Annotated in this window: 15 protein-coding genes and 1 pseudogene; 6 read left to right on the top strand and 10 right to left on the bottom strand. The window is 43.4% G+C overall.

Features of this window, described 5'->3' with window-relative positions; translation table 11 throughout:
- From OSCIL6407_RS0108625 to OSCIL6407_RS0108630, 3 genes and pseudogenes are all read right to left on the bottom strand, one after another.
- Positions 1 to 612 (bottom strand): annotated as a pseudogene (locus OSCIL6407_RS0108625) (hypothetical protein); the annotation flags it as partial.
- A gap of 243 nt (positions 613 to 855) precedes the next feature.
- Positions 856 to 972, bottom strand: coding sequence for a photosystem II reaction center protein I (locus tag OSCIL6407_RS32405; RefSeq protein WP_007355159.1), 117 nt, complete (start codon positions 970 to 972; stop codon positions 856 to 858).
- An 84-nt stretch (positions 973 to 1,056) separates the two neighbouring features.
- Positions 1,057 to 3,087, bottom strand: a complete 2,031-nt coding sequence (locus OSCIL6407_RS0108630) for a hypothetical protein (protein WP_007355160.1) — start codon at positions 3,085 to 3,087, stop codon at positions 1,057 to 1,059.
- Between the two features lie 71 nt (positions 3,088 to 3,158).
- Between OSCIL6407_RS0108630 and OSCIL6407_RS0108635 the strand changes: the two genes are divergently transcribed.
- The gene (locus tag OSCIL6407_RS0108635) at positions 3,159 to 6,818 is read left to right on the top strand and encodes an alpha-mannosidase (protein WP_019487121.1); all 3,660 of its coding nucleotides are present in this window, start codon (positions 3,159 to 3,161) and stop codon (positions 6,816 to 6,818) included.
- 210 nt (positions 6,819 to 7,028) lie between these two features.
- Here the strand turns inward: OSCIL6407_RS0108635 and OSCIL6407_RS0108640 are convergent, their stop codons facing one another.
- Positions 7,029 to 7,247 (bottom strand): hypothetical protein, encoded by a 219-nt coding sequence (locus tag OSCIL6407_RS0108640; protein ID WP_007353649.1) that lies wholly within the window; start codon positions 7,245 to 7,247, stop codon positions 7,029 to 7,031.
- A gap of 150 nt (positions 7,248 to 7,397) precedes the next feature.
- Here OSCIL6407_RS0108640 and OSCIL6407_RS0108645 point away from each other — a divergent pair, with 150 nt between their 5' ends.
- Positions 7,398 to 8,042 (top strand): Uma2 family endonuclease, encoded by a 645-nt coding sequence (locus tag OSCIL6407_RS0108645; protein WP_007353648.1) that lies wholly within the window; start codon positions 7,398 to 7,400, stop codon positions 8,040 to 8,042.
- Between the two features lie 165 nt (positions 8,043 to 8,207).
- Here the strand turns inward: OSCIL6407_RS0108645 and OSCIL6407_RS0108650 are convergent, their stop codons facing one another.
- On the bottom strand, positions 8,208 to 9,395 hold the full coding sequence (locus OSCIL6407_RS0108650; protein WP_007353647.1) for an anion transporter: 1,188 nt from the start codon (positions 9,393 to 9,395) through the stop codon (positions 8,208 to 8,210).
- Positions 9,396 to 9,760: 365 nt separating this feature from the next.
- Here OSCIL6407_RS0108650 and OSCIL6407_RS31800 point away from each other — a divergent pair, with 365 nt between their 5' ends.
- Positions 9,761 to 11,761, top strand: a complete 2,001-nt coding sequence (locus tag OSCIL6407_RS31800; RefSeq protein ID WP_007353645.1) for a diguanylate cyclase domain-containing protein — start codon at positions 9,761 to 9,763, stop codon at positions 11,759 to 11,761.
- A 157-nt stretch (positions 11,762 to 11,918) separates the two neighbouring features.
- Here OSCIL6407_RS31800 and gcvP read toward each other — a convergent pair whose 3' ends face one another.
- Complete coding sequence (gene gcvP, locus OSCIL6407_RS0108660; RefSeq protein WP_019487125.1) at positions 11,919 to 14,873, bottom strand: aminomethyl-transferring glycine dehydrogenase; 2,955 nt, start codon at positions 14,871 to 14,873, stop codon at positions 11,919 to 11,921.
- A 282-nt stretch (positions 14,874 to 15,155) separates the two neighbouring features.
- Here gcvP and OSCIL6407_RS0108665 point away from each other — a divergent pair, with 282 nt between their 5' ends.
- Positions 15,156 to 17,093 (top strand): methyl-accepting chemotaxis protein, encoded by a 1,938-nt coding sequence (locus tag OSCIL6407_RS0108665; RefSeq protein ID WP_007353642.1) that lies wholly within the window; start codon positions 15,156 to 15,158, stop codon positions 17,091 to 17,093.
- A 51-nt stretch (positions 17,094 to 17,144) separates the two neighbouring features.
- On the opposite strand, the gene gcvH is transcribed toward OSCIL6407_RS0108665, so the two are convergent.
- Positions 17,145 to 17,534, bottom strand: coding sequence for a glycine cleavage system protein GcvH (gene gcvH, locus OSCIL6407_RS0108670; protein WP_007353641.1), 390 nt, complete (start codon positions 17,532 to 17,534; stop codon positions 17,145 to 17,147).
- Positions 17,535 to 17,708: 174 nt separating this feature from the next.
- On the opposite strand from gcvH, the gene OSCIL6407_RS0108675 reads away from it, so the two are divergent.
- Positions 17,709 to 18,521: an alpha/beta hydrolase gene (locus OSCIL6407_RS0108675; protein WP_026103682.1), complete on the top strand. Its 813-nt coding sequence runs from the start codon at positions 17,709 to 17,711 to the stop codon at positions 18,519 to 18,521.
- A gap of 167 nt (positions 18,522 to 18,688) precedes the next feature.
- On the opposite strand, the gene gcvT is transcribed toward OSCIL6407_RS0108675, so the two are convergent.
- Both gcvT and OSCIL6407_RS0108685 read right to left on the bottom strand, forming a co-directional pair.
- Positions 18,689 to 19,849: a glycine cleavage system aminomethyltransferase GcvT gene (gene gcvT, locus OSCIL6407_RS0108680; RefSeq protein ID WP_026103683.1), complete on the bottom strand. Its 1,161-nt coding sequence runs from the start codon at positions 19,847 to 19,849 to the stop codon at positions 18,689 to 18,691.
- A 106-nt stretch (positions 19,850 to 19,955) separates the two neighbouring features.
- Positions 19,956 to 22,022 (bottom strand): cation:proton antiporter, encoded by a 2,067-nt coding sequence (locus OSCIL6407_RS0108685; protein ID WP_007353638.1) that lies wholly within the window; start codon positions 22,020 to 22,022, stop codon positions 19,956 to 19,958.
- A gap of 198 nt (positions 22,023 to 22,220) precedes the next feature.
- Here OSCIL6407_RS0108685 and OSCIL6407_RS0108690 point away from each other — a divergent pair, with 198 nt between their 5' ends.
- Positions 22,221 to 23,345, top strand: coding sequence for a THUMP domain-containing class I SAM-dependent RNA methyltransferase (locus OSCIL6407_RS0108690; protein WP_026103684.1), 1,125 nt, complete (start codon positions 22,221 to 22,223; stop codon positions 23,343 to 23,345).
- A gap of 10 nt (positions 23,346 to 23,355) precedes the next feature.
- On the opposite strand, the gene hpxZ is transcribed toward OSCIL6407_RS0108690, so the two are convergent.
- Entirely contained in the window at positions 23,356 to 23,742 is a 387-nt protein-coding gene (gene hpxZ, locus OSCIL6407_RS0108695; RefSeq protein WP_007353636.1) for an oxalurate catabolism protein HpxZ, read from the bottom strand.
- Positions 23,743 to 23,924: the final 182 nt, after the last annotated feature.

Consider the following 23,924-nt stretch of genomic DNA (forward strand, 5'->3'; position numbering starts at 1 on the left):
GATGGGGGGAGATGGGGGAGATGGGGGTGGTGTTTCTTCTAGGGTGGGAATGTCTATGTCTCTCCCTCTCTCCCCCTCTCCTTGGGGTCGATCTTGAGGTTGTTCTGGTTGTATTTCCTCTGGCTGAGAATCACTAGGAACTTCTGTTGGCAAGGCTTCTGGCGTTCCTTGAGCCAATTCTGAAGGGTGGTCTTGCCTTGGGCCGACTTCGCGATCGCCTGTTGGGGTTGCACCTTCTACTGCTGCTAGGGGGTAAGTTGTAAAGGAGAAATCCTCTATTCCCCGGCTTTGCAGTTCCTCTGTCTCTGAAACAGGCGCTTCTGGATTCGTAAACCCCACAATTACAGCATTGTTGCTGTCAAAATTAGCTACTTCGTCCATTTGCCCAGTCCCTAAACCCGTTTCCATTGGGGGCCCTAGCACTTCGGCGGAATTGGCCGGCTCTGGGCTAAACTTGGATGTCGGTAGCTCTTGAAGTGTAATCGCTTTGGCTGACTGGATTGATTTTGCTATTGGTGCCGCATTGCTGTCCTCCCAAGTCTGGGTGATATCCTCAACCTGCTGGGTACGGACAATTGCAGGGGGTTCTGGAGGCGGTACCGGATAGGGCATAGGGAATTAACAATTAAAAATTAAAAGTTAAAAATGTGTGAGTGAAGAGAGGTAGGTGGCGATCGCATCAATTTCGCTAGTTAATTCAGCCATAAGATAACCTCGCCTGTAAGCGAGGCAAAGTATAACAAACAGCTACAATTTTCCAGCTTTTTATCTATTTTTGGTACTTAGACAACTGCGATCGGGGGTGCGATCGCGCTCCCCCTACCTGTAGTTGCCAAGTAAGATTTTACCGCTGCTTTACTCCATGTCTCTACGATTGGGGTTGCGGGCGGGGTCGTTTGACAAAAATCCAAAAATGAATAAACAAGCAAAGAACAGGACAACAATATTAACAACGATCTTAAGGGTGATCACAGTATTTCTCTCCAGGGATGTAAAAGTCTGAGTCGATCGGTTGTGACAGTTGCCACAACTTTGTTCATAATATCTAAAGATCGGTCAGTTTTTGCTGTTAAAAATTTTGTCCAACTGGGTTTTTCCCCACTTCCAAATTGCTAACCCCACTTCTTCTAGCCACAGCATGGCAATATCCACCCACTCTAGGGCTTGTTCTAGAGGGTGTTTGATGTAGCCTTTGGAAATTACTCGTGCTTCCCACCAGTCGGGTGTTGCTTTCACTGAGCTGTTTGTTGCTGGCTCTCGTGTGGTGACGGCGGTTGTTGTCTGTTGAGTTTTGCTGGTAAATGAGGTATTGACTTTAGTAATGTTTTGTGATACTGCGGGTTTTCCCTTTACGGATGCTGGCTTTAATTCCTCGCTTGGGGAGGATGGGGCATAGCTGGATGCTGCTGTAGCCTGTACTGTTACGAATATTGGGTTTAATTCTTCGGTTTCTGAGGGGGGTTCATAGCTGGGTACCCTAGTTAAGGCACTCACTAAGTTAATTTCGGCTGGGGGAGGGTTGTCCTCTGCGACGTTGGGGGTAAGGGAGATTTCGCCCAATAGGGTGCTCCAGGTTAGCCACGATTGCTCGTGGGGGCGATCGCTTTCTACGGCTTCCAGTTGGGGGATGGAAGGGGGAGATTCGCTATACTTTGCATATATTTCTGCGGCTAGCTCCTTCTCACTTTGTTCTGTTTTACCGCCAAAGAAGTAGTCAACTGCTGACAAAATCGCTTCGGCAACTTGCTCAAATTTATCTTCAAATTTCTCAATCCCTACTAATTGGCGACTTTCTGGCTCTAAATTGGCGATTTCTGCCGATTGTTGCTGTGTTTGGATGAATGCCGCTGAGGAGAGTTGGCTATACTTTATATAATCAGCTATGGGCGGTTGGGGTGATTCTGTCTCTGTCGTCTCTGGTAAAGATGTAGTGGCGATCGCGAATTGCCGTTCCTGCTGTTCGCCCTTAGTTAGGATGAGATTGGTAATTGGTAATGGCGTTTCCTCCTGTCCCTCAGTGGGGGGAGGATTGGGAATTGGGAATGGTATTTTCCCTTTTTCTCCTTTGGCTAAAGGAGGATTGATAACGGGGAGTGGTACTTTGCCTTTCTCGCCATTAGTAAACTGGACATGAGTAAACTGGAGATTGGGAATTGGTAATTGGTAATTCCCTGTCTCCAGTCCTAGTTGGTAATTGGTAATTGGTATTTTAGCATTATAACCCGTTCTTGGTAATTTGGCTTCGCCAAACAGATTTACTTTCACGGCGAGGGGACTGGTTTGTACCCACGCCATTACTCGCACAAATTGGCGGAGGAAGGGCAATAAATTGGCTTGATTTGCGACTAGCTGGAGGTCTGTGGTAAATTGTTCTGGGCTTTGTGCTTGCAGTTGCCGTTGTTGCCAGTAGGCTGCAACTTCGCTGAGGATTTCTGCTTGAATTTCTGTTTGCTGGCGGTCTGTTAAAATATCTAGGGTTTGATTTTCAGGAGCAACCAGTACCAAGGTGCGGCTGGCAATAGCAGTGGCGATTCCTAAAATCTGGGGTTGATGGGATAATGAAATTTCAGGTGCAGGGCCGAGTGCGAGTATGCCTGAATTTGATGGTTTGTCAAGCTTGGTTAGTTTATCTGCTGAAGTTGCGATTAAATCTTTAAATACTGGTAAGTCTGCTTGTCCATTTTCCCCTAAGTTTGGGGTGGCAAAGGTGACTTTGCCTTGAGGATCGATATCCGGTATTGCTGGTAATATTGACTCAGTTGTTGCCGCAGGCAAGGATAATTTTTTCAGGAATGACAAAACTCGTTGAATCGGTCTGTCGGTTTCGACAGGATTTTCGCTGTCTGCGGCGGTAGATTCCGGCAATTGTGATGCTGAGGTGGTTTCGGCTGGTTGGAATCGGAGACTGATGGTGCGTGCTGTTTGCAATAGGAGGTAAACTGGATACAAACTTGCCTGTAATGCTCCTTTGGCAGCAAACTTCAAGTGTCGCAAGGCGAGGTCAAATTTGTCAACGACTTTGTGGGATTGCTCTGAGATAAAATTGAGCAATCTGCTTTGATAGCGTTTGGTGTAAGAAGAAGACATAATTTTAGATTTAGATTTAGATTTTAGATTTTTAGAGCGATTGCATATTCCCCATTAAATTTTAGCGAAATATGAGCGATCCTATGCCAGCGGCAACCGATAAGATTTCTGAAGCTATTGAGAAATTGCGGCGGTTGACTCGGCTGAATATTCAGGGTGATTGGGGTTTTTGGGAAGGAGATCTGGCGATCGCGCCACTTCAGGAGCTAGACTGTTGGTCTATTGCCAAACTTAACGAGCGAGGACATATCGCTTGGTCGTCTGGTAAGCAAGTTTTGTGGCTAAGGCAACGAATTGTGGTTCCCCACAATTTGCACGGCTATCCTTTAGATGGTTTATGTTTGCGCGTTGGCTTGACTTGGTGGGCACAAGCAGCCTCAATTTTTGTTAATGGCGAGTTGGTGCAAGCTGGAGATTTATTTGACTCCTCGGCGCGAGTTTTGCTTAAGCAAGCTGCCATACCCGGTGAAGAAATTATCCTCGCTTTGCGCTTAGTAAGTCCAGGTCACGATGCTGGTGCTTTGATGCGATCGCTCTTGCTGTGGGAATCAGCCGACCCGACTTGTCTCGACCCCGCTTTTGTTGCTGACGAATTAGAAACTTGGCACAATTTAATCAGAGTTAAAAATCCCCAAGACCTCCGCACGAATATCCTACTGTCTTCTCCTGCTGTTGTCAAGGGAAAAAATCTAGATTCTTTAATTGAATTAATTGACTGGGATGCCTTGGCAGATAAAGCCAAGTTTGAGCGATCGCTCTTCGCTTTTCGGCAATCACTTTTAGAAGGAGATGGTGAGGATGGGGGAGATGGGGGAGATGGGGGAGATGGGGGAGATGGGGAAGATGGGGGAGATGGGGGAGATGGGGGAGATAGGGGAGATGGGGGAGATAGGGGAGATAGCGAGGATTTGTTTGTTCATCTAAGAGCTAAAATTCCTAATTCTAAATTGGTTGGGGGCGCAGTTGTAGATCGAGAAATTGTAGAAGCAGTAGAAGCAATTGTACCTGGAAGAGAAACTCCTCTGCAAAATCAACTTGCTCCAGCCTTGCCAATTCAAACAACAATTCAATCTTCCCTTAAACAATTTCAAATTCACCTACTAGGACACGCTCACTTAGACTTAGCTTGGTTGTGGCCAGTCAGCGAAACTTGGGAAGTAGCACAGCGGACATTTGAATCAGCACTCCAACTATTACAAGAATTTCCCGACTTGATTTTCTGCCACTCCACACCCGCCCTTTACGCCTGGATAGAAAAACATCGCCCCGACTTATTTGCAAACATCAAACAACAAGTCGCCGCCGGACGATGGGAAATTGTTGGGGGAACTTGGGTAGAACCAGAATTAAACCTCATTTCTGGTGAGTCAATTATCCGCCAAGTTCTTTACGGTCAACGTTACGCACGAGAGAAATTTGGAGAATTAATGCGAGTAGCTTGGCTACCGGATACTTTCGGTTTTTGTTGGCAGTTACCTCAAATTTTCAAGCAAGGCAAAATTACCTACTTTGTCACCCAAAAGCTAAGCTGGAACGATACAACAGAATTTCCTCACAGTGTATTTTGGTGGCAGTCGCCAGACGGCTCTAAAATATTGAGCTTGATGTCGGCACCGATTGGCGAAGGCATTGAAGCAGTAAAGATGGCAAGTTATGCCTACGATTGGGAAGCTAAAACAGGTTTGAGGGATGCTCTTTGGTTGCCAGGAGTTGGCGATCATGGCGGTGGGCCGACTCGCGATATGTTGGAAGTAGCTAAGCGTTGGCAACATTCGCCGTTTTTTCCCGAATTGAAATTCACTAAAGCGGTTGATTATTTATCTGCGATTAGCGGTAAGTTGTCAGAAGAGTTGTCACAAGTACAGCCGAGAGATGAGACAAATACGCCATTACCAATTCCGGTTTGGAATGACGAACTTTACTTGGAATTCCATCGCGGCTGTTACACGAGTCATGCCGACCAAAAACGTTGGAACCGCCGTTGTGAAGGCTTATTATACGAAGCTGAACTGTTAGCGGCCTTGGCAACTTTGAGTGCAGGTCTGGTTTATCCAAAAGTTGAATTAGAGACAGCTTGGAAACAGGTTCTTTTCAATCAATTTCACGATATTTTGCCCGGTTCTTCCATCGGTGAAGTTTACGCGGAAGCGAATCAAGGTTGGGCAGAGGTGGAACGGGTTGGTGAGGAAATATTAACAGCGGCGATGGATGCGATCGCATCTCAAATTACTTTACCTCCACCGCCGCACCCCCAGGCGCAACCAATTCTAATTTTCAATACCCTCAACTGGTCGCGGTCTGAGGTAGTTGCTCTACCTTTACCAACTTCTACCCAGCTTTTAACAGAAGTTGGAGGAGATATGGACTGGCAAATCTGTGATTTGTCTGGAGAAAGGCTAACTTCCCAGCTCTCTAATCCTGAGCATGACTCTCCGGCTACGCTGTTATTTTTGGCGACAGAGATACCGCCTGTCGGCTATCGGCTGTTTTGGTTATATCCGCAAGCAGTTGGAACCCTTGAGAATGCGTCGAGTGAGGAAGAGAGCCAGAAAAAAGTCAAGCTACCCCAGGTTACACCCGTAATTTTAGCACGAGATCCCGACTTTGAACAAAAAAAATATTTTGAGGCAAAAGATTGGATTTTAGAGAATGAATTTATCCGGGTAAAAGTGGAGAGTAATACTGGCAATTTATCCAGTATTTTTGATAAAGCTGACAGCAGGGAAATCCTCAATCAAGGCGGAGGAAATCAACTGCAAGCTTTCCAAGATAGCGGCCAATATTGGGATGCTTGGAACATCGATCCAAATTATGCCGAACATCCTTTACCTACACCCATATTAAAAGATATTCGTTGGATAGAGCAAGGAAAAATCCAGCAGCGATTGCGAGTAGTGCGACAAATTGGTGAGTCAGAATTTTGCCAAGATTACATCCTCGAAGAGTCGTCACCCGTGCTAAAAATTGCCACAATTGTAGATTGGCAAGAACGTCATGTATTAGTAAAGGTAGCTTTTTCACTTAATTTAGAAACAGACGCAGTAACCTATGAAATCCCCTGCGGTGCGATTGAGCGGAAGACGCGATTAAGTGCGGAACAAAACCCGTCATTTGCTAAATGGGAAGTACCAGCTTTGCGCTGGGCTGACATAAGTGTTGGTGGATACGGTGTGAGTTTATTGAATGATTGCAAATATGGTTATGACGCTCAATCAGATCAATTGCGGCTAACCTTGTTAAGGGGTTCCACCTGGCCAGATGAAGCAGCAGATCGAGGTATTCATCAATTTACTTATGGCATTTATCCTCACGCAGGAAGTTGGCAAGATGCTCAGACAGTTAGACGCGGCTATGAGTTGAATTTGCCGTTAAAGGTGAAGGCGTTGCCGATAGGAGAAGAGGGAGGTAAGAGTCTACCACCTGTAGGTAAGTTGTTGGACTTATCGGGGGAAAATTTAGTTTTGATGGCGTTTAAGCAGTCGGAGGACGATGAGAATATTTGGATTTTACGGTGTTATGAGTGTTGCGGAGGAGAGGGAAGGTTGGAATTGAAGAGCGATTTGGGGTTGGCAATTGTGCAGTCAGTGAATTTGTTAGAAGAAGGGGAGGATGAGGAACTAACTGCAAAAATGCCGAGAGAAGAGCAAGAGAGAATTAATTGCCGGGGGGATGGGCAAGCTTTTAAGATTGCACCTTGGAAAATTGTTAGTTTTGCTGTTGTGAAGAGCTAAGAAGATGGGGAAGATGGGGAAGATGGGTAATTAGCGATTAGCCATTACCAATTATGAACACGGATTTTACCGATTACACGGATTACACGGATTAGTTAGAGTCACGATCGTTGAGTCTGTGAAATCAGAGGAATCTGTAAAATCTGTGTATCCCAATTACCAATTACCAATTACCAATTACCAATTACCAATTACCAATTACCCAGTAGGTTATTCAAAATACTCCTGATATAACTCCTTGAGTAGACTTTCCAATTCTTCTTCAGGACAGCACTCAATCAAAGCTGCAAAGACACCTAACAATTTAGCTGCGCTTTCTCCCAGCATTGGACTTAATCCCCAAACATCCTGTACCCAATCTTGAGGACGATCGTCATCGAAAACAAAACGTTCGAGTAGTTGCTTGGCTTCTATTTTGGAAATCGACATCGGGTTGACCTGTAGCTAGAAAAACGTTAAACTAAATTTATCCGCCTCAAAGATTGTAGGAGGCAATATCTCCTCTACTAATAATAGCGCAGACTTGACAGTTTTGTTCCCTTTTCAGACAAAATTAAAATTTTTAATTGATAATTGCTTATGACTACTTTAAATCTGGTTGCCAAACCAATTAGTCTCATGAAGTTTGCTCCCGGTAGCGCCGTCACGATCGCCAATGTAAGTTGGCTGGAATTCGAGTCAATTTTACAAGAATTAGGACAAAAACGACGGGCGAGAGTTGCTTATAGCCAAGGTAATTTAGAAATTATGGTTCCCTTACCCGAACACGAAATTCCGAGAGATTTAATTTCAGATATTGTCAAAACTTTGCTGAGGGCGGCTGGTATTCGTTATCAACCTTTTGGCTCTACTACGTTTAAAAAAGAAGGTAGAGCAGGTATTGAACCCGATGCTTGTTTTTATATTGAGAATTATCAGCAGATGATTGGTCGTCGCCGACTTGAACCTAACGATCCACCTCCCGATTTGGCTATCGAAGCTGATGTCACTTCTAAAACAACTCTGGAAGCATATCAAGGGATTGGAGTACCTGAAGTATGGGTTTATGATAGTGGGAGGTTAACTATTTATTTGCTGAGGGATGGAGAGTATGTAAAATCTGATATTAGTCCTACTTTTTCACGGATAGCTATTACTAAGATTATACCCGCTGCGGTAGCCCGTTCTTGGGTGGTGGGAAATCTTCAGGCTTTAGAAGAATTGGAACATGACTTACGAAAGTGACACTTTAAATAAAGGTATAGCCTTTCTCAGTTAGATGAGGTACGACTGGTAATTGCTAACTGTTAACTGTTAACTGTTAACTGGGGAAAAATCCCCCCGTCTTCCCATCCTCCCCATCTTCCCTAGCCCCTAGCCCCTAGCCCCTAGCCCCTCTTCATTAAACATTCAATATATCCAAAAATAAGCAATGACCAAAGTGACCAAAGTCAAGGGCAAGCCAAATCGTAAATGTTCCTGAAAACTCAGCCGATAACCTTGCTTACCCCCCACCTCCGCCACAATCAAATTAGCCACAGAACCCAATAAAGTTAAATTCCCCGCCAGGGTAGAAGCAGCCGCCAATAGCAACCAAGCTTGCGTATCTCCTTTCGGAATAAGAGACTGGAGAACCAACACAGCCGGCACATTAGAAATTAAATTAGAAAGAATTACCGTGACTGCCAATAAACTTGGTGGCTGCTCGATCGAACCCGTTAAATTATTTAATATTCCTAGTTCCTGGGTAGCATGAGTAATCACAAACAATCCCGCAAACATTACTAGCAGGTTCCAGTCTATATTACCCAAAATGCGATCGCTATTGACTCGACGAGTAATCAATAAGATACTAGCAGCAATTAAAGCCGAATCTGCTAAAGGATATCCCGTTAAAAATGCGATTAAAAGTCCCGCCGTCACCCATAAACTTTTAAATAATAAAGGTTTAAAAAGACGATAACGAACTAAGGGATAAGTGGGAAAAGGTTTCAAAGAACGTACTTCTGGATAAAGCCACCACAGCCAACCCACCTGAACCAAGAGACAAATTAAAGCAACAGGTGCAAGAGATCGCGCAAATTCTAAATAGCCGATTCCCGAAAAAGAACCAATCAGAATATTTTGCGGATTCCCACTGATAGTCGCGACGGAACCCAAATTAGTACCTCCCGCTAAAGCTAATAAATAAGGTAATGGATTCACAGACAGAGAGCGAGTCAAAGTCAATGTTAAAGGCGTTAATAAAATAGCGGTTGTATCGTTGAGGAAAAATGCTGATAAAATGCCGCTACCAAAGGTGATAGCCACCAAAATTCCCAAGGGACTCTTACCGAAGCGAGTCAAAAAGACTAGAGCTAATTGAAAAAAACCAGAGGCTCCCAAAGCCGAATTAACAACCATCATCCCTAATAGGAAAACAATAGTTCCAGCGTCAATTGCTTCCCAAGCTGAGTTAAGGTTAAGAATTCCCAAAGCCACAACCAAACCAGAACCTGCGATCGCGATCGCAGCACGGTTCATTCGCAGTCCTGGCAAGTATCCCAAACCCAAACCCAAGTAGGTCAGGCCCAAAACTAAGTATTTAAGTAGTATCATGTATTGTAGAAAATCCTGTAGTACCGATTTCTTCCATTGTGGAGGATACTGGAAAAAAGAGATCGATTGGCATTAATGAAGAGCTTATGGCTCCGAGTGCTGCGATCGCAAACAGTCGAGCTTCCAGACAAAGGATGCACCAGACTCCTTAGCACTGAAAATGAAGAGGTTATAAATTTGTTACAATTTGCAGCTTTTTGGAACCAAAAGCATTAGTTTAGTTTCAAGCAAAAGCTAAATCTGACTACATAGATACAGTTGATAAACAACGATTTAAGCCAAAAGTGTCGATCAGAAAATCCCACTCAAGCGACCAAGAAAGAGAGAATCTCCACTCTTCCGATGACTGTACCAGCGTTCCCCAGATGCGAGAATTTTCCACAGAAGGAATGCCTGAACGGGAGTGGTATCGAATGCTGTGGGAAAATCTTCCCTGCATCTACTTTGTTATAGATGCTAGAGGTATTGTTTTTTCCGTAAATCAGTTTGGTGCAAACCGCATCGGTTATAGTCAACGAGAGTTAACTTCCCAACTAATTTTTAGCATTTTTAACTCAGAATGTCGCGATTGCCTAGAAGAGCAGTTTTTCGCTTTCGCACAGCAGACAAACAGCCATTCATCTCCAACCTCTGCCTTAAGAGAAGCGCGTATAACTTGCAAAGATGGTAGCATTCTGACTGTAAAATCGATCTTACACGCCTTGCCGCCACTAACTGGGGAAGAAATCGCCAGAGAGAGAACATTGGTAAGTGGTAATTGCCAATTACCCTTAATTCTACTAATTTGTGAAATCCTATCTGTGCCAATTACTAATGTGGAAACAAGCTCAGAAAAAAAATATAGCCAACTTGCAGAAGAAGCTTTGGAACGAGAGCGAAACCTGTTTACAACTGGCCCAGTTACAATTTTTCGCTGGCGACCCCAAGAAAATTGGCAAGTGGAATACGTCTCCCCAAATGTCGTACAATTCGGCTATGAAGCTAGCGATTTTATCAGCGGTAAATTGTTTTATACTAATATTATTCATCAGGAAGACTTAGCGAGAGTCGTGGCGGAATTCCAAAGTTATAGCGAAGCAGGAGCGACTTCTTTTGAACACAATTACCGGATTGTTAAAGGAGATGGTTTAATCCGCTGGGTGTACGATTTCACCTCAGTTACCCGTAATAGTATTGGCGAAATTGCTTATTGCGATGGGTATGTTTTAGACATTACGGAGAGCAAACTCGCCCAAATTGCGCTTCGCCAGCAAGCGGAAAGAGAACGCTTAGTTGGACAAATTCAAGCTCGCATTCGCTCTTCCTTGGACTTAAATGCAGTTCTCAATACTGCGGCCGCAGAAGTGAGGCAATTTCTGGCAACTGATAGAGTAATTATTTTCCGTTTTCGACCAGACTGGAGTGGCGATGTGGTGGTAGAATCGGCGAGTAAGGGAACAATGTCAATTTTGAATACAAATCTCTATGACCCTTGTTTTGGACAAACCTATGTAGGACAGTACCAAAAAGGTAGAATTCGAGCTATAGAGGATATTTACAATGCTGGTTTGAGCGAGTGTCACGTCAATTTATTAAGCAACTGTAAGGTGAGAGCAAATTTAGTAGTGCCCATTATTCAAAGCGACCAAACAGTTAAAAATTCACCTTCCTCCTCTTCAGTTGTTAATAGAGGCAGTCAAAATCAAAATAGTTTATGGGGTTTGCTAATTGCTCACCATTGCAACAACACTAGGCAATGGCAGTCTTGGGAGATGGAGTTGCTAAAACAATTGGCTACTCAAATTGCGATCGCGATCGAGCAATCTCAACTTTACCAGCAGTTAGAAGCAGCTAACCAAGAGTTACAGAATTTAGCCTCCTTGGACGGCCTGACAAAAATAGCTAATCGCCGCCGATTTGACGAAGTTCTTACCCAAGAGTGGCAGCGGTTAATAGTTGAACCCATACGGCTATCTTTGATTTTGTGTGATATAGACTGTTTTAAAGCTTATAATGACACTTACGGCCACCAAGCAGGTGATTCTTGTTTGCAACAAGTAGCCACTGCCATCCGCGATGCTTGCCGCGAAATTCCGCCGGAACGCCTCTATTTGGTAGCGAGATATGGAGGGGAAGAATTTGCAGTTATTCTGCCGAATACAGGAATTACAGATGCGATCGCAGTGGCAGAGGAAATCCGCCGTCGCATCCAGACTTTAGCAATTCCCCACCAGCAATCTTTTGTCTCGGAGTATATCACCCTCAGTTTAGGCGTAGCGAGTGCTGACGCTGCTGAGGCTTTGCCGGAAACTTTGATTGCTGCTGCTGACAAGGCCCTCTACGAGGCAAAATCTTTAGGTCGCGATCGCGTTGTGGCGAAGGAATAAAGAACAGGGAACAGGGAAAAAAGGAAAAAGCATGAGCATCTTCAATTTTTCATATCATAAACTACTGAAACCCACTTATCCTCTTCCCCTATTCCCTATTCCCCCTATTCCCCAAACCCTAGCCCCTTCTTCCCCTATTCCCCTCTTTCCCTAGCCCCTAGCCCCTAGCCCCTAGCCCCTCGCCATAGGCCTCCATTGGCAAACAAGAACAGACAAAATTGCGATCGCCAAAGGCATTATCAATTCGTCCCACCGCCGGCCAGAATTTGTATTCTCGCGTCCAAGGCGCAGGATAAGCTGCTGCTTCGCGAGAATAAGGGTGATTCCATTCAGATACCATTAGCGATTCTGCCGTATGCGGTGCATTTTTTAACAGATTATTGGTAGCATCCATTTTACCATTTTCAATCTCCTCAATTTCCTTGCGAATCGCAATCATCGCCTCACAAAAACGGTCTAATTCCTCCTTCGATTCGCTTTCCGTCGGTTCCACCATCACCGTACCCGCAACAGGCCAAGAAACAGTAGGCGCGTGAAAACCATAATCCATCAAGCGCTTAGCAATATCTTCCACTTCAATACCAGCGGATTTTTTTAGCGATCGCAAATCCAAAATACACTCATGGGCAACCAAGCCCGCCTTGCCTTTATACAAAACAGGATAGTAACTTTCTAACCGCCGCGCAATATAATTAGCATTCAAAATTGCCACCTTAGTTGCCTCAGTTAAACCCTCCCCACCCATCATCTGAATATACATCCAAGAAATAGTCAAAATGCTAGCACTTCCCCAAGGCGCAGCCGAAACATAACCAATAGATTTTGCCTCTTCAACTTCATTTCCCCCTCCCTTACTAAGGGGGGGTTGGGGGGGGTGAATTGTCGGCAAAAATTCTACCAAATGCGACATTACCCCAATTGGCCCCATGCCAGGGCCGCCGCCACCGTGAGGAATGCAGAAAGTTTTATGCAAATTTAAGTGACAAACATCCGCCCCAAAATCTCCCGGCCGACACAAACCAACTTGGGCATTCATATTAGCCCCATCCATATAAACCTGTCCACCTTTAGCATGGACAATCTCGCAAATTTCCTGAATTTGCTCTTCAAAAACGCCGTGAGTAGAGGGATATGTCACCATTAAAGCAGCCAGTTCGCTGCTATGTTTTTCCGCCTTTTTCTGCAAGTCTTCAACATCAATATTGCCTTGGTCATCGCAAGCAACAGGCACAACTTTCATCCCTGCCATCACCGCACTTGCCGGATTTGTACCGTGTGCAGACTGAGGAATTAAACAAACATTCCGATGACTTTCACCTCGACTTTCATGGTATTGCCGAATCACCAATAAACCTGCATATTCGCCTTGAGAACCTGCATTTGGTTGTAGAGAAATGCCAGCAAAACCAGTAATTTCAGCTAGCCATTCTTCAAGTTGTTGGAACAGAACTTGATAGCCTTGAGTTTGCGATAAAGGTGCGAAGGGGTGCAGCTTGCCAAACTCCGGCCAAGTCACTGGCAACATCTCCGAAGTTGCATTTAACTTCATCGTACAAGAACCCAAAGGAATCATCGATGTAGTTAGCGATAAATCCTTACTTTCCAGTCGGTGTAAATACCGCAAAAGTTCGGTTTCCGAGTGATAGCGGTTGAATACAGGATGAGTTAAATAACTGCTAGTACGGGCAAAAGGTTGATATTGTAAAAGCATTTCTTCGGTACGAAATCCAAACAAATCCTTGGAATTAGGATCGAAGCCCGCAAACACATACCAGAGATTTCTCAAATCTCCAACACTCGTAGTTTCATCAATAGAAATCCCGACAGTCTTTTCATCAAAAATTCTTAGATTAATTTGACGTGAATCAGCAGCTTCTATAATTTCTGCCAGCGACTTTTTTGAACCTAATTCAACGCGAAAAGTATCAAAAAAAGGTTCAGTGCCAATTTTATATCCTAAGCGTTCCAATCCAATTGCGAAAGTAGCAGTAAACCTGTGAACTCTCTCGGCAATTCTTTGCAATCCCTCCGGCCCATGATAGACAGCATACATACTAGCCATTACTGCTAACAAAACTTGGGCAGTACAAATATTGCTAGTAGCTTTATCGCGGCGGATATGCTGTTCGCGAGTTTGCAGTGCTAACCGTAAAGCTGGTTTCCCATTTACATCCTTAGAAACCCCCACAATTCGCCCCGGAACTTGCCGTTTAAACTCCTCTCGCGTGGCGAAATAAGCTGCATGAGGCCCCCCATATCCCATCGGTACTCCGAAGCGCTGAGTGCTGCCTACGGCAATGTCAGCGCCAAATTCACCGGGGGGTTTAAGCAGACAAAGACTCAAAATATCTGCGGCGACTGTTACTAAAGCACCGCGATTATGGGCTTGTTCGATGAAATTTTTATAATCATAAATTATGCCATCGGTAGCGGGATATTGTAGCAGCGCCCCAAAAATTTCTTTGTCAAATTCAAAGGTTTGATGGTCGCCAATAATAATATCAAAACCCAATGGTTGAGCGCGAGTTTGTACTACTTCTATAGTTTGGGGATGGCAATCTTTAGAAACAAAAAATGCTTTGGCTTTATTTTTACTGATGCCATAAGTCATAGTCATGGCTTCTGACGCTGCTGTGCCTTCATCGAGTAAGGAAGCGTTAGCAATTTCCAATCCTGTGAGGTCGATAATCATGGTTTGGAAATTCAGCAAAGCTTCTAATCTACCTTGGGCAATTTCGGCTTGATAAGGCGTATAAGCTGTGTACCAACCTGGATTTTCTAGAATATTCCGCTGAATTACTGGCGGCGTGATGCAGTCGTAATATCCCATGCCAATAAATGAGCGAAATACTTGATTTTTAGAGGCAATTTCTTTAAGTTGCGCGATCGCGGCATATTCGCGTGTGGCTGCGGGCAATTTGAGGGGTTGCTTGAGGCGGATCGCTTGGGGTACAGTTTTGTCAATGAGGCGATCGAGGGTGGGAGAACCCAAAACATCAAGCATAAGCTGGACTTCAGCAGCAGTAGGGCCAATATGCCGATTCACAAAGCCACCTGTAGAGGCAGGAGTTGGCTGCTGAGTGGACTTAATTTCAGGGCTATAGGGTGTCAAGGGTGATTCTCCAGTACTGAGTGCTTATTATTTTGTAACATTTTTCCAAATTATCAGGTATCGCGATCGCACTTTGGCAATTACAGGCTAAATCAATATTATCGATGGGGTTACTCTCTCCCAGAGAGTGCGATCGCTCTTCTCCACCTCAGCATTTTGCATTGGTAACATATTAACAGCAGGGGTTCGATCCGCGACGATACCTATCCCCACATTACCGCAGCTAGGGATTAAGGATGCTTTTGTGCTATCATTATTATTGTAAAAAAGAGCTAAAATTTTATGGAAACAACTTTAAAATTCCTAAAAATATCGCAATCGCAAAAGCTTTTACTTAGCGTTATCTCCTTTGCTGTACCGATATTGATGTTGTTATATTTTACAGTTTCTGGGATTAACGACGATATAAATTTTGGAAGAGTGGAAATATTGGGAAATAGACTGCTCTCACCTTTAAGCCAACTTTTAGTATTAGTCTCCAAAGAGCAGAGATTGGTGACTAATATACCCCCAAAAAACAATTACAATTCAAATAATTTAAGTATCACCAGTAATCTTATAGAAGAGAATCTAAAAAATTTAGAAAAAGAAACACAAGTTATCGGTGAAAATTTAAAAATAACTCCTTCATCGCTGAAAGCAGCCGGGAACCCAGAATTACTTCCTGCCACGATTACCGAAAATTGGAAAAGTTTACAAAACAGTAAAAATAGCCTAACTACAGAACAGTTAAGTCAACAATATAGCGATCTGATAAAACGTATAAGGGAACTAATCAATAGAGTTGGGGATACTTCAAATTTAATTTTAGATCCAGCACTCGATTCCTATTATTTGATGGATGTTGTCCTTGCAGGTCTTCCGCAAGCTCAACAACAAATAGGAGAAATTTTATTATATACCCAAAAATTAAGTTTATATAAACAGCTTACCTACGAACAAAAGGTAAAGCTAGAAATTTATGCTTCCTCACTACAAAACACCGATTTGGTGCGTATTCAGCAAGGAATTTCTAATTCTCTTCTCGCCGAGAATGAATTTTATCGCAAGCTGCCTTCATTACAAAATCTTCCACCTGTGCTTAAATATTATGAAACTGCTGTCAATAAATTTACCGAAAGCTTAATCCAGGTTGCTAGAACAGGTAGGATAGAACTACTTGGAGCCAGTTTTTTTCAACAGGGAGAAGACGTAGTTATTCAAGGTTCGCAACTATGGACAGTGACCAGAAAAGAATTAGATAAGCTGCTTGAAAAACGGAGTAAATATTATGAAAATCTGCGCTTGATTTATCTGCTATCAAGTTTAGTTCCTCTGGCTACGTCTTGCTTTTTTTTGTTCGCCATTTTTCAGCAAATCAACTTAAATTCTTTGCTCAAACAAACCCAAGAATCAGGAATTCAGGTTTCTATATCAGCCACAGAATTGTTGGCAACAGCTAAAAAACAAGAGGTAGTTGTCACCCAACAGACAGAATTAATGCTAGATGTGATTAAATCAGCTCAGGAAATTTCGCAAGTAATAGACAAGCTGGTACAAGAGATGGATAAGGTTGCTTCCCAGTCCACGAAAACAGCTAAATTTGCCAGCGATAGTCAATTAGATGTAATCCAGATGAAAGAGGTGATGCAAGAAATGGAAAATGCTTCCAAAAATATTTCTGTTAAGCTAAAAACCATCGATCAAAGAGCGGGAAATGTTGCACTTGTACTTAGTACAATTACCAAGGTAGCAGAGCAAACAAATTTTTTGTCTTTGAATGCTGCGATTGAAGCAGAGAAAGCGGGTGAATACGGACGAGGTTTCGCTATTATTGCTCGTGAAATTCGCCGCCTAGCAGATCAAACTGCTGTTTCTTCTATAGATATTGAACAAATAGTTCAGGAAATGCAATTAGCAGTCTCAGAAGGTGTGACAGAGATGAATAGCTTTATGGGAAAATTATTTCAAGGTGTTGATAATATTAATAAAATTAGTACGCAAACCGGTAAAATTATCGAGCAGGTACAAACTTTATCGCCTGAGTTTGAGAAAGTAAATGTTTCCATGAAAAATCAGTCTCAAAATGCACAAATAATCAGTGAATCAATGAGTAGTTTTGCTCTGGGAATGAAGCACATAAAAAACTCATTGGATCAGACTTTTTTGGCAATTGAGCAACTCAGCGAAGCTGCGATCGGTTTGCGAAACCAAGTGTCGAAATTTAAAGTAAATGATTGAAAAGATCGGACGCATAATTTTTGACGGGGCGCGATCGCCCCGTCAAGTGTCCTACTCTCCCTCTACCTGCTGGCGATACTCCTGGGCTGATAAAGCATCATCTAAGTCATTAGCATCTTTAATGCGTACCTTCAACAGCCACCCTTCGCCATAAGGATCTTCAGCCAACTGTTCTGGAGCATCAATAATGGACTGATTACGTTCTATTACTGTACCCGTAACCGCAGAATAGAGTTCTTCCACAGCTTTAACTGACTCAACAGTTCCTAATCTTTCTCCTTTTTCCAAAGCGTCGCCAATTTCTGGCAACTCCAGAAACACGATATCGCCCAGTTGATCCACAGCAAAGGCACTGATGCCAAGGGTGGCAATTTCTCCTTCCAGCCGTACATATTCGTGACTGTCTAGGTACTTCAAGTCACTGGGATATTCAAAGTCCATATCAATTCCTCACGCCTCAAACAAAACTTTGCTCAGCCATACTAGAATGTTTTACCTTAATCTGCCAGAACTATCGCCAATGGATGCGATCGTTTTTTTGCATAGGCTTTTGACCATAGGATATAAAAATATGTAGCATAATTTAGACAACATATGATGTTACCTAGTTTATTTATGGACAAAAAAACCATTAAGCGATATTTAATAGGAGAACTTTCGTGGAAACGCCTGATACGTTCTATCATTTTTGTCTATGGGTTTCTATGTTTTTACGCCTTTTTCTTAACAGATCGCCAAATATTTCAACCTCAGTCTACCAGCTATCAAGACTCTAGGGAGATTCTGAAGCTAAATTCTACACCAGAAGTACAAATTTCGGCAATCTATCTACCAAACCCAAAAGGAGTTTATACTATCCTCTATAGTCATGGCAATGCTGAGGATTTGGGAGATATTAGACCAATATTGACAACTATTCGCAGTTTAGGTGTTTCAGTATTTGCCTATGATTATCAAGGCTATGGAACCAGTCAAGGTAAGCCTTCTGAGTCAGAATCTTACAAAGATATTGAGGCTGCTTACAATTATTTAACGCAAAAGTTAGGAGTTCCACCCCAGAAAATTATTATTTATGGTCGTTCTGTCGGTGGCGGGCCGTCCGTTGATTTAGCATCGCGAAAACCTGCTGCTGGATTGATTCTAGAAAGTACCTTTATTAGTGCATTTCGGACAGTGACAGTTATACCGATTTTACCTTTTGATAAGTTTGCTAATCTTAATAAGATCGAACAGGTTAATTGTCCAGTATTAGTAATACACGGCAAGGCTGACGAAGTGATTCCATTTTGGCACGGGGAGAAACTTTTTGCTACTGCTAAGGAACCTAAACTTTCTTTATGGATAGAGACAGCAGGCCACAATGATTTGACCAACGTAGCGGGAGAACTTTATCTTGAAAGCTTACGGAAGTTTATACAGTTGTTATAGCTGAAGGAAGAGAGAAGCAGGAAGAAGGAAGCAGGAAGAGGAGGACAAGTTTTGTCGGGTGGGCGCTGCAATTATCTGATTCAATTAGCTGATTCAATTAGAATAAATATCGTCATAGCAGCGCCCACCAAAACTGCTGTTAATTTGTGTTTTCCTGGTTCCTTATTCTATCTTTTGGGCGATCGATAAAATGGTCGTTTAACAACAACACCCGGATAATTTTTCCCTCGAATTTCTACCTCTAACTGCTGACCGATCGCAGCTAGGGGAGTCGGAACATAAGCCAGCGCGATCGCCTTATTTAAAGTCGGAGATAATGTGCCACTGGTAATTTCCCCCACGACTACACCCTCAGACAAAACTGGATAGCCGTGACGGGCGATATGTCTTCCCTCCATTTCTAAGCCTACCAAACGCTTCGCTACTCCCGTCGCCTTCTGCTGTTCTAGAACTTTGCGCCCAATAAAATAGCCCTTACTATCCAAATGAACTACCCAACCCAATCCAGCTTCTAAGGGTGTGGTAGTATCGTCAATATCTTGGCTATAAAGGCACATAGCCGCTTCTAGGCGCAACGTATCCCTAGCCCCTAAGCCGCAAGGAACCACGCCCGCAGCTAGCAGATTTCGCCACAGTTCTTTCCCTGCGATCGCATCTAGCATCACCTCAAATCCATCCTCGCCAGTGTAGCCCGTTCTGGCAATAAAAGCAGGCTCACCGAGTACCGTTGCCTCTAAATGACCGAAAAACTTCACTGCTGCTAGATTTTCCTTGACAAATTGTTGCAGATGTGCTGTAGCTTGCGGCCCTTGAACAGCGATCAGCACTTTTTCCTTGGAGATGTCGATGAAACTAATCCCACTCAATTCTAAATGGGCCCCAATCCAAGCTTTATCCCTAGCACGAGTAGCAGCATTGACAATCATCACCCCTCGCTGTTCGCCAGTGGTAGGGTCGGGGTCTTGATAATAAAAGATAATGTCATCTAATATACAGCCTTTGGCATTTAGCAAGACAGTATATTGAGCTTGACCGGGCTGCAAACGGCCCAGATCCGAAGGTACTAAAGTCTGGAGTTTTTCTATCAGGTTTTTACCTCTGAGGCCGAATTTCCCCATGTGGGAAATGTCAAACATTCCCGCACGCGATCGCACCGCCTGATGTTCGGTATTAATCCCCCTGTATTGTACAGCCATTTCCCAGCCGGAGAAGGGAACCATCCGGGCTTTAAGTTCTAAAGATAGATCGAACAGAGGAGTGCGAGCCAGAGAACTTGTCGCCTCTGGGCGCAAATTTTCAGCGTTACTGGGTTCAGTTGACTTTGCCACAGGTAGCCCCATCGTTACAGATTGATTCCTTCTGATTTTAATGGATGTAACTTCATTTATACCTTCTCTTAGGATGATGAGCCTGGTATAGATTTTGACAATACAACTAGATATTAGTCAGTCGATGTGGTTCTCCCAACATCACGATCGAACAGGTCAACTGTCCAAGCAACTGAGTTGTGACATCGCTGACTGCTAATCCCGCCGCCGTGCGGTTTCTAGTCGATCGCAACACCACCAAATCAGCAGCACCAGACGCAGTGACAATTTCCCTAACGACATCTACACCTCGCCTCACCTCAATCTGAACTTCCGCCTTACCTTCCACCCCTGATTTAGCAACCAAAAGCAATAATTGCGAGTGAATCCAAGCAATCCCAGAATCCTTAATTCCCCGGTTGCACAAATGCAGCACAGTGATTTGCAGTTGAGAATCTCCTAGCGCTCTGGCAAACTGTATTAGCCGCACTGCTTCAGAGTTCAAGTTTTCCACCGGCACTAAAACGCGCTTAATTTTATTGGGTTCAACCAGCAAGCGCGTCACCGCCACTGGACAGTGAGCGGCCCACAGCACGCCGTCAATTACATTGCCAAACAAGCGAGCTCTCAGTCCCGTCCGTTTCCCCCAACCCATAACAATTAAATGCGCTTTTTGTTCGCGAGCAACACGGGCTATTGCTTGGGAAATATCATTATCAATTCTTAGGGTTGGCTGAGATTTGACACCAAGTTTTACTGCCATTTGTTGGGCTTTTTCCAGCAATGTTTCGCTCCGGTGCAAAGCCATTTCTAACTGGGGCGCATCCATGTTTTGAGTGTGAGGTGCGGTAATTGCTAGCGGTACAATTTGACCGCTATTGCCATGAGCTAACAGAGCTGCCATCTCAATTAGATATCTTTCTGTATCGGGATTGTACACTGGTACAACTACCGTTAATGCAGGATTTTCGGCGGTGGATTCCCAATTTTTTGAAAAGGTTTCCGCTTCCACATTTTTCGAGGTAGTTGTTAGCCCTACTGCAACTCTACTGGTAACTATTGGACCTAATGTTGCTGTTACTAACATTAGAACAATTACACTATTTAAAATGTCTTCAGTAAGCAGCCCAGCTCGGTAGCCCACCAAAGTCGCTGCCAAAGTTGCACCAACTTGAGGCAAAGATAACGACCACATAGTTAGAAATTCTTTAGTGTTGTAGCCGTAGATAAGTTTAGCTAAGTAGGCTGCTATCCCCTTACTACTAATTAAAGCCATAACAATCGTCAGGGGAATTGTTACAGAAACAATACTTTTTATAAAAGTTTGGACATCAATTAATAACCCCAAATCCACAAAAAATATCGGAACAAATAACACGCTACCTACGAAAACAACTTTATCTTTAACTGCACCTTCTCCTACAGCTTCATTAACAGCTAAACCAGCCAGAAATGCCCCAATAATTTTTTCTACACCAATGAGCTGAGCGCCTAATGATGCTAGAAAAACGGCTAGCAATACAAATAAAAATTGGTTGCCTTCTTGATCTCCAGTACGGCGGAAAAATTCTCTACCTGCCCAGTCAAAGCCAAAGATAACGACGGCTGTATAAATAGCTAAACTTACCAGCAGAGTGACAAAATTGATGGGTGAGAATTCTCCGGCATGAATAGCAACACAAACGGCTAATACCAACAATGCACCAATGTCTGTAAAAATGGTAGCACCGATTGTTACCATGACTGATTCATTGCTAGCTACTCCCAAGCGACTAACAATAGGATAAGCGAGTAAAGTGTGAGAAGCTAACAGCGAACCTATTAAAATTGAAGCATTCCAATCAAAACCAAAAATTCGACCGACAGCGGTTCCAGCAATCATGGGTACGGCAAAAGTTAAACTGCCAAAACCCATAGAACGATGTTTCTTTTTACGGAACTGCTCAATGTCTACTTCTAAACCTGCTACAAACATCAAGTAAAGTAAACCGATATCTGATAGCAGCTTCATGGTGGGCATTTCTTTGTCAAGTAATTGTAGCCCGTTGGGGCCCAGGAGAACGCCCGCAGCTAGCAAACCAACTAATCCGGGAATCTTGAAGCGCTCAAAGATGATGGGCACACTCAAAATCACCAAAAGTAAAACTACAAAAGGAACAATGGGTTCTGAAAGAACTTCTGCAAAGTGTCCCATAATTAACTCAAGTTGGGGGTGAAGGTGGGATTTGTTCAATTGTCAATGATCTTGAAACTTTTGACTACCCTCCCCTAGATATATAGTTATGATTTGGATATAATAACGTATATGCACTCAATTTACCAATTACCAATTACCAATTACCAATTACCAATTACCAATTACCAATTACCAATTACCAATTACCAATTACCAATGACTAAATATTTTGCTACTGTTGCTCGTGGTTTAGAACCACTTGCTGCTCAAGAATTAGAACGGCTGGGAGCTCAAGATGTTCGTCCTGATTTTACGGGGGTATATTTTGCGGGCGATCGCGCTTTACTTTATCGCGTGAATCTTTGGGCGAGGATGATATTTAGAGTGCTGGTTCCGATAGCTGAGTTCCAGTGTGATGACTCCGATATGCTCTACCGGGAAGTGCAAAAAATTGATTGGGAGGAATATCTGGATACTGACAATACTCTGGCAGTGGACTGCACGGGGGGCAATCAAAAACTGAACCACACTCATTATACTGCTCTACAGGTAAAAAATTCAATTGCCGATCGACAACGAGGTAATTTTGGGAAGCGCTCTAATGTTGACACAAAAAATCCTGATTTGCTGATTAACGTTCACATTCATAAAGACCGCTGTATTTTAAGCTTAGACAGTTCTGGTGGCAGTTTGCATCGGCGGGGATATCGTCCGGCTGTGGGTGCGGCTCCTCTGAAAGAAACTCTGGCGGCCGCTTTATTAGAGATGGCAGAATGGAATCCTAATTTACCTTTTTTAGACCCGATGTGCGGTTCTGGAACTCTGCCTTTAGAGGCTGGTTTAAAGGCTTTGAATATTGCACCCGGATTGTTTCGAGAAAAGTTTGGGTTTATGACTTGGCGAGATTTTGATGAAGCTCTTTGGGAGCAGTTATGGGAGGAAGCAGAAAATAGCGAATTGTCGGAGTTGAAAGCGGTAATTGGCGGTAGCGATCGCGATCCTGAAATTTTAACCCAAGCTCGCACCAATGCACAGCAGGCTGGTCTTAAAGATAAGATTAAGTTTGCTCTAACGGAGTTATCACAATTGGAAGCACCAGCAGATAGCGGCGTACTGATTTGCAATCCTCCCTATGGCGAACGTCTGGGAGATGCTAGCGAATTGGCAGACCTTTATAAGCTGTTAGGCGATGTTTTTAAACAGCGTTTTAAGGGTTGGAATGCGTTTATTTTAACAGGGAATAAGGAGTTAGGTAAAAAAGTGGGACTCAAGACAGCACGGCGGATTCATGTTTATAATGGAACCTTAGAATGTACTTTACTCAAGTACGAACTGTATTAGAATCTAATTTCTAAAGTGGCAACAAAGAAACGTGAGCAGAAACTATTTTCCAACCTTCAGGAAATTTACGCCACATCTGACTCTGCCGGCCTTCCCGCAGAATACCATCAATGATGCGGCGAAATTCCAGAGTTACAGCGGCCATATCTGCATCAAAAGTAACAACTTTGAGATTAAACATTTCACGTTCTAAATTCAAAGGCGATCTGCCTTGGCGAAAAGCTCTAATTCGATCGCTACCATAAAGGTTTTCAGTCACGCCAAAACGCACAACATCTGGTGAATCCCAGAACAGTTCACTGAGAGTTTCAATATCATTAGTACAAAGGGCTTTTTCATATTTGAGATAAAGTTCCGTTAACTCAGACACTAAAATAGGATCATTAATTTTAGTCATAAGAAGAAGGAAGAAGGAAGAAGGGGAGCGGGGGAGCGGAGGAGCAGGGGAGCGGAGGAGATGGGGAGGATGGGGGGTAATTAGCAATTAGCAATTAGCAATTAGCAATTAGCCATTACCAATTACCAATTACCAATTACCAATTACCAATTACCAGTTAACAGTTAACAGTTAACAGTTAA

This window comes from Kamptonema formosum PCC 6407, from assembly GCF_000332155.1.
In the GTDB taxonomy this organism is placed as follows: domain Bacteria; phylum Cyanobacteriota; class Cyanobacteriia; order Cyanobacteriales; family Microcoleaceae; genus Kamptonema; species Kamptonema formosum.